The sequence below is a fragment of the Aeoliella fuhlenseeensis genome (assembly GCF_052161615.1).
In the GTDB taxonomy this organism is placed as follows: domain Bacteria; phylum Planctomycetota; class Planctomycetia; order Pirellulales; family Lacipirellulaceae; genus Aeoliella.
This window is the reverse complement of record NZ_CP197417.1, coordinates 2,595,393-2,613,446: the sequence shown is the minus strand read 5'-3', so window position 1 is coordinate 2,613,446 and position 18,054 is coordinate 2,595,393. Positions and strand designations below refer to the sequence as shown.

13 protein-coding genes are annotated in these 18,054 nt (G+C 59.2%); 8 read left to right on the top strand and 5 right to left on the bottom strand.

From position 1 onward, the window contains the following. Nucleotides 1–94: 94 nt before the first annotated feature. On the top strand, nt 95–1,066 hold the full coding sequence (locus tag SH292x_RS10190) for a DUF2608 domain-containing protein (protein ID WP_442485501.1): 972 nt from the start codon (nt 95–97) through the stop codon (nt 1,064–1,066). A gap of 787 nt (nt 1,067–1,853) precedes the next feature. Beyond that, nucleotides 1,854–2,063, top strand: coding sequence for a type II toxin-antitoxin system RelE/ParE family toxin (locus SH292x_RS10185; protein ID WP_442485500.1), 210 nt, complete (start codon nt 1,854–1,856; stop codon nt 2,061–2,063). Nucleotides 2,064–2,513: 450 nt separating this feature from the next. On the opposite strand, the gene SH292x_RS10180 is transcribed toward SH292x_RS10185, so the two are convergent. After that, entirely contained in the window at nt 2,514–3,572 is a 1,059-nt protein-coding gene (locus tag SH292x_RS10180; protein WP_442485499.1) for a hypothetical protein, read from the bottom strand. A 395-nt stretch (nt 3,573–3,967) separates the two neighbouring features. Next, nucleotides 3,968–6,031: a glycogen debranching protein GlgX gene (gene glgX / locus SH292x_RS10175; RefSeq protein WP_442485498.1), complete on the bottom strand. Its 2,064-nt coding sequence runs from the start codon at nt 6,029–6,031 to the stop codon at nt 3,968–3,970. Between the two features lie 271 nt (nt 6,032–6,302). Between glgX and SH292x_RS10170 the strand changes: the two genes are divergently transcribed. Continuing rightward, the gene (locus tag SH292x_RS10170) at nt 6,303–6,536 is read left to right on the top strand and encodes a hypothetical protein (RefSeq protein ID WP_442485497.1); all 234 of its coding nucleotides are present in this window, start codon (nt 6,303–6,305) and stop codon (nt 6,534–6,536) included. Between the two features lie 122 nt (nt 6,537–6,658). On the opposite strand, the gene SH292x_RS10165 is transcribed toward SH292x_RS10170, so the two are convergent. The 3 genes from SH292x_RS10165 to SH292x_RS10155 form a co-directional block, all read right to left on the bottom strand. Further along, nucleotides 6,659–7,510, bottom strand: coding sequence for a dimethylarginine dimethylaminohydrolase family protein (locus SH292x_RS10165; protein WP_442485496.1), 852 nt, complete (start codon nt 7,508–7,510; stop codon nt 6,659–6,661). A 101-nt stretch (nt 7,511–7,611) separates the two neighbouring features. Further along, a complete protein-coding gene (locus SH292x_RS10160) occupies nt 7,612–8,211 on the bottom strand; it encodes an imm11 family protein (protein ID WP_442485495.1) in 600 nt (199 codons plus the stop codon). An 87-nt stretch (nt 8,212–8,298) separates the two neighbouring features. Next, complete coding sequence (locus tag SH292x_RS10155) at nt 8,299–9,561, bottom strand: ornithine cyclodeaminase (RefSeq protein WP_442485494.1); 1,263 nt, start codon at nt 9,559–9,561, stop codon at nt 8,299–8,301. 271 nt (nt 9,562–9,832) lie between these two features. Between SH292x_RS10155 and SH292x_RS10150 the strand changes: the two genes are divergently transcribed. The 5 genes from SH292x_RS10150 (at nt 9,833) to SH292x_RS10130 (ending at nt 18,052) form a co-directional block, all read left to right on the top strand. After that, complete coding sequence (locus SH292x_RS10150) at nt 9,833–10,984, top strand: hypothetical protein (protein WP_442485493.1); 1,152 nt, start codon at nt 9,833–9,835, stop codon at nt 10,982–10,984. A gap of 768 nt (nt 10,985–11,752) precedes the next feature. Next, nucleotides 11,753–13,810 carry a PrkA family serine protein kinase gene (locus SH292x_RS10145; protein WP_442485492.1) on the top strand — a complete coding sequence of 686 codons (2,058 nt, stop codon included), beginning with the start codon at nt 11,753–11,755 and terminating at the stop codon, nt 13,808–13,810. A gap of 399 nt (nt 13,811–14,209) precedes the next feature. Continuing rightward, on the top strand, nt 14,210–15,325 hold the full coding sequence (locus SH292x_RS10140; RefSeq protein ID WP_442485491.1) for a DUF444 family protein: 1,116 nt from the start codon (nt 14,210–14,212) through the stop codon (nt 15,323–15,325). A 653-nt stretch (nt 15,326–15,978) separates the two neighbouring features. Continuing rightward, nucleotides 15,979–17,514: a SpoVR family protein gene (locus tag SH292x_RS10135; protein WP_442485490.1), complete on the top strand. Its 1,536-nt coding sequence runs from the start codon at nt 15,979–15,981 to the stop codon at nt 17,512–17,514. 64 nt (nt 17,515–17,578) lie between these two features. Then, entirely contained in the window at nt 17,579–18,052 is a 474-nt protein-coding gene (locus tag SH292x_RS10130; protein WP_442485489.1) for a hypothetical protein, read from the top strand. The last annotated feature ends 2 nt before the right edge of the window (nt 18,053–18,054 follow it).

Below are 18,054 nucleotides of genomic sequence, written 5' to 3'. Positions count from 1 at the left end.
TGGCACCTTAGGTAAATGGGGCGGAGTATCGTGGTAAGTTGGGCCGGGGCAACGTATGCTAGAGAGGCATTTTCACCTCAGGCAACCATAGCCCATGATCCGCCGCCAAGTCCATTGCTGCTTTCCGCTGGTTTGCTGCTTCGCCGTTTTCGCCTCGATTGCCCCGGCGTCCGAGTACCGCGAATGCGACACCTTCGAGCCCGTCGTCGAGCGAGTCATCGAGTATTCCAAGGAGTTCGGCGGCGATCGCGTGCTGGTGGTGATGGACATCGACAACACGCTGCTTGCGATGGACCGTGATCTTGGCAGCGACCAGTGGTTCGAGTGGCAGGAATATCTGCTCGACGCCCAGCCCGACTCGCCGCAGCTCGTAGCGAAGGACTTCCCCAAGCTACTCGAAGCCCAGGGCCTGCTGTTCGCTGCCTATCCGATGCATCCCCCCGAACCCGGCCTCCCCGCCCAGGTCGCGGCGATGCAACTCCTCGACGTCGACACGCTGGTGCTCACGTCGCGGGGCGACGACTATCGCGCGTCGACGCTGCGTGAACTCAAGCGAGCTGGTTACGACTTTTCGAAGTCGTCGCCCGCCATTCGGTTGTTCGAGCAGCACGGCGACAAGCGTTACGAAACCGGCGCCAGGTTCGTGCCGTACGTGTTCGACTCGCTCGAAGACTTCGGCCTCACCAAACACGACGCCAAGCTCTACTCGCTTCCTGTAGAGCCCCGCGATGTTAGCTACGCGGATGGCGTGCTAATGACTTCGGGGCAGCACAAGGGAGCGATGATGCTGATGTTCCTGCACCTCGCGCCGCAGGACTACGACGCCGTGGTGTACGTCGACGATCACGTCCGCCACGTGAGCCGGGTGTACGACGCCCTGGTGCGGCGTGGCGTGGAAGTCACCACGTTCCGCTACAGCCACGAGGACGACCGCGTGAAGCAGTTCGCGTATGGCGACAAGCAGGAAGTCACCCGCCAGTGGCAAGCGATTGAGGATTTGCTCGAAGGCCAACCGGAATCGTCCGTTCCCGCTGCCCAGGAAAGCGACGCCGCAGAGCCGAAGTAAAGTCGCAATTCTGCCACTTTTTCATTGGGTGCGACTTTACTCGTTTTCGGCCTCGTGGAAGTTTCGACGCAAGTCATCGCGCCGCAACGCTTTGCAATCACGCTGTGAAAGCTACCTCCAAGAGTAAAGTCGCAGGGGCAACCCGCAGGTGCGACTTTACTCCCCTCGTGCGTTCTTTCGATCCATCCATGGTGTCATCCTGAAGCAGCCTCAGCGACGGAAGGATCTACTCTGCCATACGGTTGCGCCGAGATCTTTCTCACGCCAAGGCGCAAAGACGCGGAGGAAAATGCGGCTCGGACGTGATTTAGCGCCCCCGTCGATTCCGCGTTCCTTCGGCGCGCGCTCCTAGCCCTCGCCAAGGCTAAGGTTGCCGATCTTTTGCTCTAGTTAAATTGTCAAAAGAACATCCGTCCACCCACAGGGTGGGCGTGTACATGAGAGCATATGTAGAGCGCGCTTTCTAGTCGCTTTTTTGAAAAAAGTGGAAATAGTTGGGGTGGAAAAGTAGGGAGAACCGGGAACCCGAGGACTTCTGGGGGAAGCGAGCGAGGAGCCCAAAAATGCACGACCTCCCGAGGAAACACCTATCGCTTACCGGCTAATAACAGCATATAGCCCATAGGCGATCCTTCTAATATTTGCGCTGTCTCGACTGTGTTGAAGTCGATGAGTGGTTTGCAAATATCGGCGAATATTCGCAGGCAGACACTGTTGCCAAAGTCAATTTACAGAAGTTGCTCGGACCTCAGCTCCCGAGAGCTCATGCGGAATCGCCGAAGGCTCAATGCTCTCCAACATTAAGGAGTTGCCGGTAAGCCCTTCAGAGCAAGTGCTGCGGGTGGCATTTGCATTCGATCCTACTCAGACCGCGATTCTCCTGCTAGGAGGCAGTAAGGCTGGCAAGAATCGGCAACGGTTCTACAAACAATTGATCGCCAAGGCCGACGAGGTCTATGACGCACACCTTGCGTCGCTCAAGAAGAAGGAGAACTAGTACGGCCAAGTCATACGACGCCTTCGTAAAGGGGAGTACCACCAAAGTAACCCGTGAGAAGGCGTTGGGTCGCACCAAGGGGTTGCTCGGTGACTTGCTAGTGGGCGAGCTTCGGCGTGCAGCAGGTAAGAGTCAGCGCGAGCTCGCCAGCTTGCTGGGTAGTAAGCAGCCATGCCTCTCCAAATTGGAGAACCGGACCGACATCAGAGTTTCGGCCCTATAAAGACAATCGTGGAAGCACTCGGAGGCGAACTCGACGTAGTGGCACGCTTTCCGAAAGGACAAGTGAAGCTCCGCCAATTCACCCAACCGGCGAACCGGAATCGAAAGTCGTCAGTGACAATCGATGAAGTAAAGCTGTTTTGACGATGTTGCTGGGGCTGAGGTGCAGAGTTACTTAGGGCGACAACATCCTCGAACTGCTCTCGCGGATAACGTCTCGCGGAGCTTTCAGTCCGGAAGCTTGAAATCCACTTCTACCAACCCCGCCTCGGTGAGGACTTCGTAGCGATACTGTATGTGGAGGGGCTTTTCGATTCTCAACATCACAGTCAGTCCCTCCGACGGAAGTGGTTGAAGTTCGGACGGGCCTACGAAAGAGCCAATAGAAGACACGCGGACCCTTCGAAACTCTCCCTCCGCCGCGGCTCCCGAGAGAATTCCTGCTACCATCGGAGTGCGCTTGCCCGGAGTAACCACGACGTCCGGATTCTGCGCTCCGATCGAATGAAGGGTCATGGCGACATCGACTTTGTTCCCCCATTCGCCAACGGTCTTCACTTCATCGATCGAAAGCTTGATATCCTTTCGGTTTTGACCTGACTCCTCCAAGTCTTCCAGTTGAAACCAAGTTGCGGCGTCCTCTATTCCGTTGCGTCCGCGAAGACTGAGCTTAAACTCTGCCCCATCGGACTTCGCAATGGGCTCGGCAATCACTGGGAAGCTCTGGCCGGGCGCAATTCGTATCCCGCAACCGCTAGGTAGCACCCCTTCGCTACTGATTGGCGAGCCACCGTAACCCGCCCCCCATCCGAGAAAGGAGGCTGCGTGATTCACGCTCAATTGCTTGTTTGTATAGCCAGGAAAAAGCGACTCTCGCACTTTCTTCGGTTGGTCCTGGGACGGATAGCTCCCAATCAACGTCAGGTCCGGTAAACGAACGATGATAGGCTTTCGGCCCCGGTTGGTCATCAATACCGTCACCTCCAACCATCGGGGAAGAATGCGAGAGGGCCTGGCACTCACCTCCATGTGAACGGGTATCGTCGGAGCCGCGACGATGTGAGTGATCTCCTGGATGAAAGCCGGCCCCGGGTTAATCGGCTGAACGATGCGCCGCGCTTCGATACGCACGCGGCGTCCCTCGAAATCGCGGAGACGCTCGTGAAGCTCCGGTGATACCAAGAAATCCCCGAAGTGACCCACGCCCCAACGATCTTGATGGTAGATGCCCGTAAGGATGCCGGAATCTGGCGCAAGCGCGCCATGCGCGGGTGCGCTGGAGGACAACAAGAACGCAATAAGCAGCCAGCTTGCCGTTCGCCTTAGTCTCCTCGAAACCCCTAGCATGGTGCGCCCCATAAGGTTCGTTTGGCGTATGACAATCGAAGCCCTATCGATTCCCATCCATCATATAGTACCTTCGCGAAATGGTGAGTGCGATGCTGGTGGGCGTGGCATCGATCGCGGGGATCTGATTCGGCGGACGGGAAGAAAAAGAAAGAACTAGTCGCGGATGAACGCGGATGGGGCAGGATTTCCGCGGATAAGAAGGAATTCTTTGAGGGCGATAACCATTCGCGGGCGTGTGCTTGCTCGTTCAGACAAATCCGCGTGCATCCTGCCCTATCCGCGACAATCCCCGTTCCATTCTTCCGGGCGCTTCGTTCCAGCTCGCCATCATTCTACGTCAGTCGCGCGTAGAGCATCGCGACCGACCTTGGCCCGCAGCGGTAGGTGGTGCCTTCGATCGTGGGGGCTTCGTTCCATTCCATGATGTCGTCGGGGGAGGGGAGGGAGGTGTCGAGCCAGCGGTGCCAGGGTTGGCCGGGGAGCACCGGCAGTTCGAATTCCAGTGGCTCGGTGTGGCCGTTCAGGATTAGGTGAAACTCGAGACCTTCTTGCTTCAGCACGGCACCGAAGGCGATGCTGTGCGAGTTCTCGCTCCAGTCGGGCTGGTTGAGCTTCACGCCGTGCCACGCTTGGTTGGCGTTGTTGATAAGCTGGGCGAGGCTTACGCGCTGTTCTTCGTGCCGAGTGTCGCGGAGCAAACGGCGTTCGAGCAAGAGTCGCGTGAACCGGTGGACGTCGGCGTACTTTTCGACCAGCGACCAATCGAACCAAGTCGTCTCGTCGTCGAGGCAGTAGGCGTTGTTGTTGCCGCGCTGCGTGCGGCGGACTTCGTCCCCCATGACGAACATTGGCACGCCGAGCGCTAAGATCGTCACCGAAAGAAAGTTCTTCACTTGCCGGGTGCGGAGCTCTTCGATCGCCGTGTCGTCCGTGGGGCCTTCGACGCCGCAGTTCCAGCTTCGGTTGTCGTTCGCGCCGTCGCGATTGTTTTCGCCATTGGCTTCGTTATGTTTTTCGTTGTACGACACGAGGTCGTTGAGCGTGAAACCATCGTGGCAGGTGACGAAGTTCACGCTCTGCTCGGGTTCGCGATTCTTGTGGCAGTAGATGTCGCAGCTTCCGACCATGCGGTCCGCGAGCCGGCCGACCGAGCCGGGGGCACCGCGGAAGAAGTCGCGAGCGTCGTCGCGGAACCGGCCGTTCCACTCCTTCCACGCATCGCCGACGAAGCTGCCGACTTGATAGAGCCCGCCTGCGTCCCACGCCTCGGCGATGAGTTTCGTGCCCGCGAGCGCGGGGTCGGACTCGATGTCCCACAGCACGGGAGGATTCGGCAGGACGTGGCCGGAAGAGTCGCGCGAGAGGATCGATGCGAGGTCGAAGCGAAAGCCATCGACGTGCATCTCGGTCACCCAGTACCGTAAGCTGTCGACGATCATCCGCCGCACGACCGGATGGTTGGCGTTGAGCGTGTTACCACACCCCGAGTAGTCGGCGTAGCGCTCGCCGCCGGCTTCGAGGATGTAGTACGTCGGGTTGTCGATGCCGCGGAAGGAGAGCATCGGCCCGCCCGCGCCCCCTTCGGCCGTGTGGTTGAACACGACGTCGAGGATGACTTCGATTCCCGCTCGGTGCAATGCTTTCACCATGTCGCGAAACTCGTCGGCGGGACCATGCGGTTCGTGCCGCGAACTGTACGCCGGATGCGGAGCGAAGAACGAGACGGGTTGGTAGCCCCAGTAGTTGACGAGTCCCGGCGGGCAGGCATAGGGATCGAACGCGAACACGGGGAGCAGCTCGACCGCGGTGATGCCAAGCTCTTGGAGATAGGGAATCTTCTCGATCAAACCGGCAAACGTGCCGCGGGTCGCCTCCGGAACACCCGACGACGGGTGGCGCGTGAAGCCGCGGACGTGCATCTCGTAGATGGTGGTCCGCGACGACGGCCGGCGAAGCGGAGTGTCCCCCTCCCAGTCGTAGGTGGAAGTGTCGACGACTACGCTCTTCATCGCGGTGGCCGCGTTGTCGCCGGGCAGTTCGGCAGCTCGCGGGCGATAGCTCTGGGGAATGACCATGCCACGCGCGTAAGGATCGAGCAGGATCTTGGCGGGATCGAATCGCCAGCCAATGGCTGGTGTATTGGGCCCTCGCACGCGGTAACCGTAAAGTTGCCCCGACTCGATGCCCGACACGCGCGTGTACCAATAGTGGTACGCGCGGTTCTTCACCGGATCGAGCGGGATGACGTGCGACGGCGTGGCGTCCTCCGCGTGGTCGAACAGCACGAGGTCGACACCCGTTGCCGTACGCGAGTAGAGCGAGAAGTTGACGCCCTCGGGTGTGATGCTCGGCCCGAGGGGCGATGGCTGACCGCACTGGTTCGGCTCGGTATTCATGACAACCGCCTTGCAGGATGGGCGGCGGAGCTTCCGCCGTTACCTCCATTGGACCACGCGGCCGACGAGTTGCAAGCGGGCAGATCAGTTCGGTGAGTGTTTTCGGGGTAGGGGACGCCCCGGCTCGCTGCGGCGCTGATAGAAGGATCGATCAATGGGTTGATAACTGGATCGATGGGTATTTAATCGCCTAAGAAATGTTCGACTTTGCGAAGCGGAGGCGATATCCTTGAGGGTAGTGACGCACCCTTCGCCAACGCTGGCCCGCACGATGACGTTTCCCACTCAGCCACGACTCTCCGCCGAAGCCCAGCGGCTGTTCGCCGAGATCGCTGAACGTCGGCGCGCGCGGGAGGTACGACTGGCGGACGACCTGCGGCGGATCAATGCGGAGTACGACGCCGAGGTGCGAGGAGTACGCGGCCACATCGACTGGCAGCTTCGCTTACACGCGCTGTTTTGGGTGCTGTGCGCGGCGGGGGTGGTGATGGTGAGTTTTTGGTGAGAGGGTGCATGGGGGACGCAGTCGACGAAGTGGCGAAGGAGATCCTTCAGTCGCTTAGGCTCCCTCAGAATGACATAAGCGCCGGCTCCCGCAGAAAGACACGGGGCGGGGATCGCTCAGGGTCACACTACTTTCTTCCACGACGCCGCTTCTTCGCCGTCGAGTCTGAGTGTCAGGCATTTCGCGCTGCCGCCGGCTTTGACGAATTCGTCGAGCGGGGTGGCGGTGGGGGTGTAGCCTCGTTCGCGTAGTTCGTCGTGTAGTCTCGGGCAGCCGATGTTGGTGAAGACGTTTCGGCCAACCACCACGGCGTTGCAGGCGAAACGCTCGGCTTCGGACTGCTCGGCTTCGATCAGCTTGGGGATGGTCGCCTCGATGGCGCGGCGGCCGTAGTCGTCGAACGCCGGGGGGTACCAGATGGCTTCGTCCTCGGCCAGCGGGCAGAAACAGGTGTCGATGTGGTAGTAACGCGGGTCGACGAGCTCTACAGGAATCACACGAACACCCAGGATCTTGCCGATCTGCTGGTGGCAGGTGGCGTCGCTCCGCATGCGATAGCCGGCAAACAGGGTGTCGCCACAGAACAGGGCGTCGCCGGCTCCTTCGAAGTCGTAGCCGCCACCTTGGTCAGGGGGTGCGAACTCGACGACTTCGAACCCGTGCGATTCGAACCATTCGCGGAACAGTGGCGATTCGCCCTGACGCTGCGGATGGCGAAATCGCGAGACCAACACGCGGTTGTGATAAACCATGCCGGCATTGGCCGTGAACACGATGTCGGGGAGCCCCTTCACCGGCTCAATGAGCTCGATGGTGATACCGGTGGCCTTGAGGTGCTCGTAAAGCGCGTGCCACTGCCGCTGGGCCTCGGCATTGTCGGCCGCCACCTCGACGCGCATCCAAGGATTGATCTCGTACTCAATGCCGAAATGCGTCGGCGGGCACATGAGCAGGGTAGGGGGGCGAGTGGTCATGGCGGGACTGCGGAAGGAATTCGTCGCGGATAGCCGCGGATCCGGGCGGATAAACGCGGATCAGAGCTGCACCAGTATCATCCCGGAGAATGCGAGGTTCCTCAATCATCGGAAACCGGCATTTCCCTGACAAACACAACGCCACGAAAATCGCCCGCCTCGATTTGTTCCTTGATGTCCTCACGCACGATCATTGGCGTGAAATAGCCGTTTACTCGGAAGAATCTGCGGCCGCTCATTGCACTGCGCTTCAACCAAATGGGATAGCGAACCTGAATGGTGCCATTCGGCCGTGGAGTCCAGTCATCGTTGCGGACCTTGGTGCGTACTCGATCGATGCAGTCAACGATAGTGGTGACGTTTCCAAGATACATCGTACGATTCGCGATCTTGGGTTTACCAGGATCGTTTACGAGACAGAAAGGCAAATACTGAATGTCTCCGGGGCAAATAGACTCCATCACACGCTTCATCCTCGGGGAGAAAATAGGCCATGACCGACCGCTCGCCACGGTGAAATCGACTGAGAACGATGCATCGGGGCACTTGCCTTGTGTTCGAGGATTCCAATCGTTCAACTCCTTGCCCTTCCGAAGTTTGACCATACTTTCTACGTCAGGCGGGTCAAATTCCACGTTCCACGGGCGGCCCCATTCTGGTTGCTCGGGTGGAAAACCATGCCACAGGTGGAAGTACTTCATTTGATACGTGATTCGGAGAGGTTACGATTGGCAAGGTAGATCCTTCAGTCGCTTAGGCTCCATCAGGATGACGTGGACCATCCGAGACTAATTCTTCTCCAGCTCATCCAGTTCCGCCAATAGTGACCTAAAGAAGGGTTCGACGTCGGTTACCAATCCAACGGTTTGAAAACTGCCTCGGTCGGAGAGTTTAATGACGGTCGAGGGGTTGATGTCGACGCAGACTACTTTCACCCACGCGGGGAGCAGGTTGCCGACGGCGACCGAGTGCAGCATCGTCGCGACCATTAGGCAGAACGTCACACCTTTGATCTCCTCGCGCATGCGGCGCTGGGCGTCGAGGGCGCCGGTGATGACGTCGGGCAGGGGGCCGTCGTCGCGGATCGAGCCGGCGAGGACGTAGTCGACGTTGTGCTTCACGCAGTCGTACATGATGCCACTGGTGAGAATGCCCGACTCCACCGCAGTGGCGATGGAGCCAGCGCGGCGGATGCGATTGATCGATCGCAGGTGGTGCTCATGGCCTGCTTCAGCAATCTGGGCGTCAAGGACGTTCACGCCGAGGCTAGTGCCGTAGAGCGATTGCTCGATGTCGTGCGTCGCCAAGGCGTTGCCGGCGAATAGTTTCTGCAGGTAGCCACGCCGGATGAGTTCGCTGACCAACGGTCCGCTACCGGTGTGTATGATGGCCGGGCCGCCGACGAGCAGCGACTTGCCGGGGCCCCCCTTTCCAGCCACGCTGCGATTTGCGAACAAGTTCTGGGCGATCTCGCGGACCACCACGCGTTTGGGCTTTTCCGTGCTGACCGAGCTGTTCATGAACGAGAAGGCGTGCCCCGCGTCCTGGCGTTCCAGCGGAAACACCCGGACACCGGCGTGGCCGACCACCACCTGCATGCCGCGGCGGACGTCGGTCATCGGGATGCAGCGCGGCCGACCAGTCTGGGTGTCGAGCACCACGCCGCAGTCCATTTCCTGATCGTCGACCGGCGTCCAGTGGCCGGCTATACGGAGTTCGGTCCGCTGGTTGGTTGAGCTATAGAAACCCTCAGGGAGAGCGCCGTCGATATCGGCCTCCACCAAGCGGCAGTCTTGGCCGGCCGTGGGAACGGCTCCGTGGTCGGAAATCTGGGCGAGAATCTCGTCGAGAAGCTCCTGGGTGTCGGCGTATACGCCGAGCACCGCGTGGCTGGGATCGTGCCGGCCGGTGCCGATGGCAATTTGGCGAATCTCGAACGTCCCGCCCCGCGTGGTGATGGTGTCGAGCACCTTGGGGAGGAGCAAACTGTCGATGATGTGGCCCCGGAGCTCAACTTCTTCCACAAATGGAGGTTTCGGTTCGCTGGTCATAGACGTGTTTGCGGGGGCTGGGAAGGGTTTGCGGCGGAGACGGAAGGGCTGCGAGCGAGGGGCGGACGGCTTTCGGGAATGCGCGTAACTTCTTATATTGTCACGTATTGGGCCGATGTTGGAAGCGGTCGGCCAGGAGCGTTCTGCTTCGGCCGCTGCCCTCTAACCGCTGTTCGCGACGCGCGGACAGCTAGCTCGGCCAACCCTACGTGTTGTACGTATACCGAACAACGAAGTCTTTGTTACTTCCAACGCAGAAAAAACGTTATCCATGGATTCCGGCCAGCCAGAGGACAAGTGGGCAGCTTTAACCAGTAGCCTGGGTATTGAGAGCAAGGAAGCAGCGGCCCCCACTCCGCCTCCCGCTCCCCCGGCACCTGCGCCGACTCCCGTTGCCAAGCGCAATGTGGAAAAGCCCGCCCCCCCGCGTCCAAAGAGTGCCTGGGGCGATCTCGCCAGCCAGTTGGGCCTCGAAGTCGAGCCCGAACCGACGCCGGCACCCGCGCCGAAGGCCGTCGCTGCGCCCGTAGAGAAGCCGAAGCCAGCAGAAAAGGCGAAGGCCACGGAGAAACCCAAGCCGGCCGAAAAGCCCGAGCGCCGCGAAAGGGCGAAGCAGGAAGAGAAGCCCGCGCGCGAACCGAAGTCGGAGTCGGAGTCCGAAGAAAGCGAAAAGCCGAAGCGCGAGCGGAGTCGACGCGGCGGACGTGGTCGTGGGCGTGGTCGCAAGAGCGAGCAGCCGAGCGAAGAAGTGACCGACGTGGTCGCTGAGGAGGCGGTTGAAGAGCAATTCACCGACAGCGTGGAAGTCGCCGAGGCCCCTGCGCCGGAACCCGAGAAACGCCCGGCCCCCACCGGATTCGCGGGGACTGGTTTGACGCTGCCGGATTGGTTCCCGTTTGGTGGTCGCAAGAAAACGCCGCCCCCCGCCCCCGTGGTGGAAGAAGAAGAGTTGGCCGGTGACGAATCGGCGGAAGTCGACGAAGCCGCTGAGGACCAAGCCGAAACTACCGAAGCCGCGGAAGGTGAAGAGGGCGAAGGGGAGAAGCGGCGTGGGCGTCGTCGCCGTGGTCGTCGGCGTGGACGTGGTCGCAAGCGCGACGGCGAGGGTGAGGGCGAGGGCGAGGGTGAAGAATCTTCGGAAGCCGGTTCCGAAGAAGAGGACGACGACGATACCAGCGACGACGTGTCGGCCGTCAAGTACGCGTCGAAAGACGACGACGATGACGATGACGACGACGATCGGCCGGCCCGCGCGATCTCTCACAAGAACATTCCCGCTTGGCAAGAAGCCATTGGCGTGGTGGTCGACGCCAACATCGCCGCACGTGGCGAACGCAAGCGCAGCAGTCCCCGCGGACGTGGTGGATCGTCGCGCGGAGGGCGCGGCCGCCGTCGTGGCGGTGGCGACAGGCAAGACAGTTAGCTGGACCACGGGTAGCCTGCTTTGCGCAGGTTACCCGGGTGACCAGTTGCCGAAGCGAGCGTGCCGGTAGAGTGCCGCTACGTCTTTGGCCGCACAAACGGCGCTCGTTTTGCGGATTTCATGGACTTTCTGTCCCGCTGCGTGCTTCTATTACTTCGCGGATTCTGCCGGTTCCACCAAATATCAGTGTTGCCGCGGTGGAAGATGCGAACAATACTTGAGGTAGACAAAGAGGTGCGATCCATTGCCGCAGGGAGCCTGCGAGCAACGAAATCGCGGTCGTGAGCGAACCTCCGGCCGACACACCCCCACCTACCTTCCGCCGATCTTTGCCAACTCGCCCTCGGCAGGCGATTTCGAGACGCGCTCCCGCGCGTGGTTTTGTGACACTAGTCACGGACTGGTCGGGAACGCCATCGCGAAGTCGCATGTAAGAGGTTCTATCGGGTGTTCGCGGCGAGCAGCATTCTCTCGCGGGGTCGAAAGTCACTCCCCCGCCACGCTCCCTCAGCCGCACCCAACCGCATTGGAAGTGCGTTGGCTCACCGCCCGATTGGTCCCGTGATGTGCCACCCAAGCATTCGCGAGGCCAGAGGAACGGGGCGACGCTGGCACACGATTAGCAACTTGGCATGTTGATTCCTCAGGCGCAACCCCGAACCGGTCGCGTTTTATTACTACCGCCGTATTCCTAGCTTGCTGCGTACTAATTACTACCTACTCGACTCGCACGACAGCGAGCCGCCATACCTTCCGGAGTGCTGAGAGATGAGCGAAGGACGCACGATTATCGACCTGGTCGCCCAGCGCCAGGACCGCGAACAGTTCCGCCGCAAGAACTGGATCGGTACGTTTCAGGAATACCTGGACTTGGTGCGCGACAACCCCAAGGTCACGCGAACCGCGTATCAAAGGTTGTACGACATGATCCTGTCGTACGGCGTCGACACCATCGAGTCGGGCCGGGAGAAGCGAAAGCATTACCGCTTCTTCGACGATCCGCAGAACGATGGCAAAGACGCTGTGTTTGGGCTGCGTGGTTCGCTCGACCATCTGGTGAACGCCCTGGAGAGTGCGGCAAATGGTTATGGCATCGAGCGGCGTGTGCTACTGCTCCACGGCCCCGTAGGTAGCAGTAAGAGCACCATCGCCCGCCTGCTCAAGGCAGGGCTCGAACGTTACTCGGCGACCGACGACGGTGCGCTTTACACGCTGGGCTGGGTGAGCGAAGACGAGCCCGACAATCCCGACGCGATTGATTGGTGCCCGATGAACGAGGAACCGCTGCACCTGATCCCGCAGCGTTTCCGCAGCGAGGTTGAGGCCCGCCTCAACGCAGGACGCGGCGAACACGACTACCAAGTCCGCATTACGGGCGAGCTCGATCCGTTCTGCCGGTTCGTCTACCAGCAGAGACTCAAGAAATACGACGGCGACTGGACCCGCGTGATTCAGGATATCCGCGTCAAACGCCTGATCCTGAGCGAAAAGGACCGCATCGGCATTGGAACGTTCCAGCCGAAGGACGAAAAGAACCAGGACGCCACCGAACTAACTGGCGATATCAACTACCGCAAGATTGCCCAGTACGGCAGCGATAGCGACCCGCGGGCGTTCAACTTCGACGGCGAGTTCAACATCGCCAATCGAGGCATCATCGAGTTCGTCGAGGTGCTGAAGCTCGACGTGGCGTTCCTGTACGACCTCCTAGGCGCAAGCCAGGAACACCGCATCAAGCCGAAGAAGTTCGCTCAGACCGACATCGACGAAGTGATCATCGGTCACACCAACGAGCCCGAGTACAAGCGGCTGCAGAATAACGAATTCATGGAAGCCCTCCGCGACCGCACGGTGAAGATCGACGTTCCGTACGTGACGATCCTTAAGAACGAAATCAAAATCTACGAGAAGGACTACAACAGCAAGACGGTAAAAGGCAAGCACATCGCGCCGCATACCATCGAGATGGCGGCCATGTGGGCGATCCTCACCCGGCTTGAAGAGCCCAAGCACGCGGGGCTCACCCGCTTGCAGAAGCTCAAGCTCTACAACGGCAAGACCCTGCCGGGCTTCACCGAGGACAACATCAAGGAGCTCCGCGATCAGGCGACCAACGAAGGCATGGTCGGCATCAGCCCCCGGTACGTGCAGGACAAGATCTCGAACGCACTAGTGGCCCATCCCGAGTCGAAGAGCATCAATCCGTTCATGGTGCTCAACGAACTGGAAAGCGGCCTCAAGCACCATAGCTTGATCAACAGCGAGGAGACCAAGCAGGAGTACCGCGAACTGCTATCGGTGGTGAAGGAGGAGTACGAGAACATCGTGAAGAACGAAGTGCAGCGTGCCATCGCCGCCGACGAGGACGCCCTCGCCCGACTGTGTGGCAACTACATCGACAACGTCCGGGCGTACACTCAGAAGGAAAAAGTGAAGAACGCCTTCACCGGTCAGTACGAAGAACCGGACGAGCGGCTCATGCGGTCGATCGAAGAGAAGATCGACATCCCCGACAGCCGCAAGGACGACTTCCGCCGAGAGATCATGAACTACATCGCCGCCCTGATGATGGACGGCAAGCGATTCGACTACAAGTCGAACGAGCGGCTCTACAAGGCGCTCGAGCTCAAGCTATTCGAAGACCAAAAAGACACCATCAAGCTCACGAGCCTGGTGTCGAACGTGGTCGACGCCGACACGCAAAAGAAGATCGACGTGGTCAAAGACCGCCTGATCCGCAACTACGGCTACGACGACGAAAGCGCGACGGATGTCTTGAATTACGTGGCAAGCATCTTCGCGCGAGGAGATAGCAAGAGAGATTAGAAATCATGTCATTCTGAGGGAGCCTAAGTGACCGAAGAATCTCGCCTGACAAATGACTTAGCCACGGATGCACACCTATGAACCACGGATTATGAACAGAAGTAGGCCGTAACAAGCAACGCGCAGTTACGGCAGTAGGTGCCTTTGCCACTTGTTGAATTAGCGATTCACCGACAATCTGCTTAAATACCTGTAATGAGACTATCCACTTATTGCGACTGCTTGCCGTAACTGCGCGTCGCTTGTTACGGCCTACGAAGATACCCTCACCAATCCGTGTTTCATCGGTGTTCATCCGTGGCTAACTAATTACAAACAGAGATCCTTCAGTCGCTAAGGCTCTATCAGGATGACAGGCATACCGTTCACAACTGCTGTTTGAAACCCACTCATTCGCCCATGTCTCTTAAAATCGAACGCGATCAACGACGCTTTCGCCAGATTGTTCGTGGCAAGGTCCGCGACAATTTGCGGAAGTACATTTCGCATGGCGAGATGATTGGTCGTAAGAACAAGGACCTCGTGAGCATTCCGGTGCCGCAACTGGACGTGCCTCGGTTTCGGTTTGGCGACAATGGCAACGGTGGCGTTGGGCAGGGCGAGGGGGAAGATGGTACTCCGGTTGGTAAGGGCGGCCAGCAGCGACCGGGCGGGCCGGGCGACGCTGGGAGCGATCCTGGCGGTGGTCATCTGTTAGAAGTCGACATGACGCTTGACGAACTCGCCGACATCCTGGGCGACCAGCTTGAGCTCCCCAACATCCAGCCAAAGGGCAACGCGTCGATCACGCAGGAGAAATCGAAGTACAACAGCATCCGCGCCACCGGCCCCGAATCGCTCCGCCACAAGCGGCGGACCTACATGAAGGCCCTCAAACGGCAAATCTCCACCGGCAGCTACGAGCCAAACGAACCGAAGGTCGTGCCGATCAAGGGCGACCAGCAGTATCGCAGTTGGAACACGGTCAACAAACCCGAAGTGAACGCGGCGGTCATCTACATGATGGACGTCTCGGGCTCGATGACCGACGAGCAGAAGCAAATCGTTCGCATCGCCGCGTTCTGGATCGACACTTGGCTCGCACGCCAATACGGCGGCATCGAAACGCGTTACATCATCCACGACGCGGTCGCGAAATGCGTCGACGAACACACCTTCTACCACACCCGCGAAAGCGGAGGCACGCGGATCTCGAGCGCCTACAAAACGTGCGCCGAGATTCTCGAAACCGAACTCCCCCCGTCAGAGTGGAATCTCTACTGCTTCCAGTTCTCCGACGGCGACAACTGGGGCGAGGACAACGAGCGGGCCTTCGAGATCCTCCGCGATAGAATCCTGCCCCACGTCAACCTGTACTGCTACGGTCAAGTCGAAAGCCCCTACGGCAGCGGCGAGTACCTGGGCCACCTTGAAGGCCGCTTCGGGGACAAATACGACACGCTGGTCACCGCAGAGATGGAAGACCGGGATGCGATTTACGAGGCGATTAAAGTGTTCTTAGGGACGGGGAAGTAGGGGGTGGATCGCGAATGAGGACTATTAGACCTCGATTTACGTTGCGAGTGCTACTTATTACCACTGCACTAATTGCTGTGGGTACTTGGTGGTCCACTCGACAACTGAGAGTCGCGAATGCGCTTCGCGCTCAAGGTGCCTCGCTTAACTACAAGTATGAGTACGATAAATGGGAAGACGTAGAACACTATACCCACAATCCACCAACCCACCCACCACTACTAGTTCGACTCTTAGGGCCCGATATAGGTTCAACAATCGTAAAGGTAAGGAGCGCGCCGGAGAGCGACCCGAGCATGGTTGCTGAACTTGCTGCAAGACTTCCCGAATTGCGGTTGCTATCGATTCAAGACTGCGACCTTCGCGACAAGGATCTCGAACCTCTGGTCCGACTTACCAAGCTAAGGGGTCTGTACCTCCACGGTACAGCAATCACAGACGGAGCAGTTTCTACCTTCGTGCAACTGAAGCCACTTCACGTACTAAACATTACTAACACCAACCTATCCGATAACGCAGTTCAAGAGCTCAAACTACAATTGCCGGGAAAAACGATACATGCCAATAATTACGCCCTCAACAACCCTTCTTGGTAGCAGAGTGACTGAATCCCACGACTTTTCCCATCCGCCGAAATTTTCGCGGCCATAAGCATGTCCACGCCTAATTCCAATCTGACACCCGAGTTGGCTGCCGTTCAGGCGGAGATGCAGCAGCATGCGCGGAACTATGGGCTCGATTTCTTTCCGACGATCTTCGAGCTCATTGACGCCGATCAGCTGAACGCCATCGCTGCGCGCGGTGGGTTCCCCGTGCGGTACCCACACTGGCGGTTTGGGATGGAATACGAGTCGCTCGCAAAAGGATATCACCATGGCTTGCAGAAGATCTACGAGCTGGTGATCAACAACGATCCCTGCTACGCCTACCTCATGCGGTCGAACGAGTTTGTCGACCAGAAGCTGGTGATGGCTCACGTTTATGGGCACTGCGATTTCTTCAAGAACAACTACTGGTTCAGCAAGACCAATCGTAAGATGATGGACGAGATGGCCAATCACGGCACGCGCATTCGTCGGTACATGGACGAGGTGGGGGTCGACGTGGTCGAGGAGTTCATCGACGCCTGCCAGTCGATTGATGATCTGATCGATATTCATTCGCCCTTCATCAAGCGGCGGGCCGACCGCGATCGCTATCGCTTTGGCGAGAAGCCCGCGGAAGTCGACGAGCCCAAGGATCACAAATTTCCGGCGAAGGACTACATGGATGCGTATATCAATCCCAAGCACCGCGCGGGAATGATGGACGACGAGGACGAGCCGACTCCCGCTCGGCGATTCCCCGAACATCCCGAGCAGGACGTGATGCTGTTCCTGCTCGAACACGCCCCGCTCAACGGTTGGCAGGCCGATGTGATGACCATCATGCGGGACGAAGCGTACTACTTCGCGCCGCAGGGGCAAACCAAAATCATGAACGAAGGTTGGGCCAGCTACTGGCACTCTACGATCATGACCCGCCAAGGCCTTACGGCGGGCGACGTGGTGAATTACTGCGACCACCACAGTGGCACGCTGGCGTCGAGTCCGACGCGGCTCAACCCTTACAAGGTTGGCATCGAGTTGTTCCGCGATATCGAAGATCGTTGGAACCGCGGGGCGTATGGTAAAGAGTACGAAGAGTGCGACGACCACGACACCCGCCGGCGTTGGGACAAGCAGCTTGGTCTCGGCCGCGAGAAGATTTTCGAGGTCCGCAAGGTGCACAACGACCTGACGTTCATCGACGAGTTCCTGACCCTCGATTTCGTCCGCGAGCACAAGCTATTTCGCTTCGGCTACAACGAACACAGCGAGCAGTACGAAATCGAAAGCCGGGCGTTCCCCAAAGTGAAACAGCAGTTGCTCGGCAGCCTGACGAACATGGGGCGGCCAAAGATCGTCGTCGAAGACGGCAACTACCGCAATCGCGGCGAGCTCTACCTGAAGCACTATTTCACGGGCGTCGAACTCGACCTGAACTACGCCCGCGACACGCTGGTGAACCTCGAACGCATCTGGAGCCGTCCTGTCCATATCGAGACGGCGCTCGAGGGCCGGCAGGCGATCGTGTCGTTCGACGGCAGCGAGCATGAGATCGAGTGGCGCGACGAATCGCCAGAGATGGAACACTACGAGACACAATAAGGCATCGGGCTCGGAGAGCCCTCCCACAGGCTTACGAGAGTTAGCAGACAGTGATTAGGCAACCATGAGTCTTACCCGACAACTTGAGCAAGAACTGCGAACCGCAGGTACCGGGCCGGCGTGTGTGGTGGTGCGAGAAGGGGATCACTCGCTGTTGTGCGAACTCGTCGCGATCGATGGCGTCGGCGTAACGGCGACGATCGTCGAACTCAAGTCGAAGAAGCTCGAAGGCGTGCCGCCCGAGAAGCTCCGCGCGATCGCCGACAAACTGGCCGCGAAGGTGGGTTACCTGCTCGAAGCGATCGCCCCCCTCGAGATCGACAACGAGGCGTGCGCGATCCAAATGCGAAGCACGCCACCCTACCGCGCTGAGAACGCCACGAGCTATTACGAAGTCTTGGTAACGGCAGGTAAGATATCGCTGCGACGGTTCAGCAAGCAGAAGCGCGCCGTCCGCGAGGCAGAGCCCTTCGACATAACGCGGCAAGTGCTGTCGCGATTGGCAGAAGACTTCGCAGGGGCAGCGGAGGGAAGCTAGTC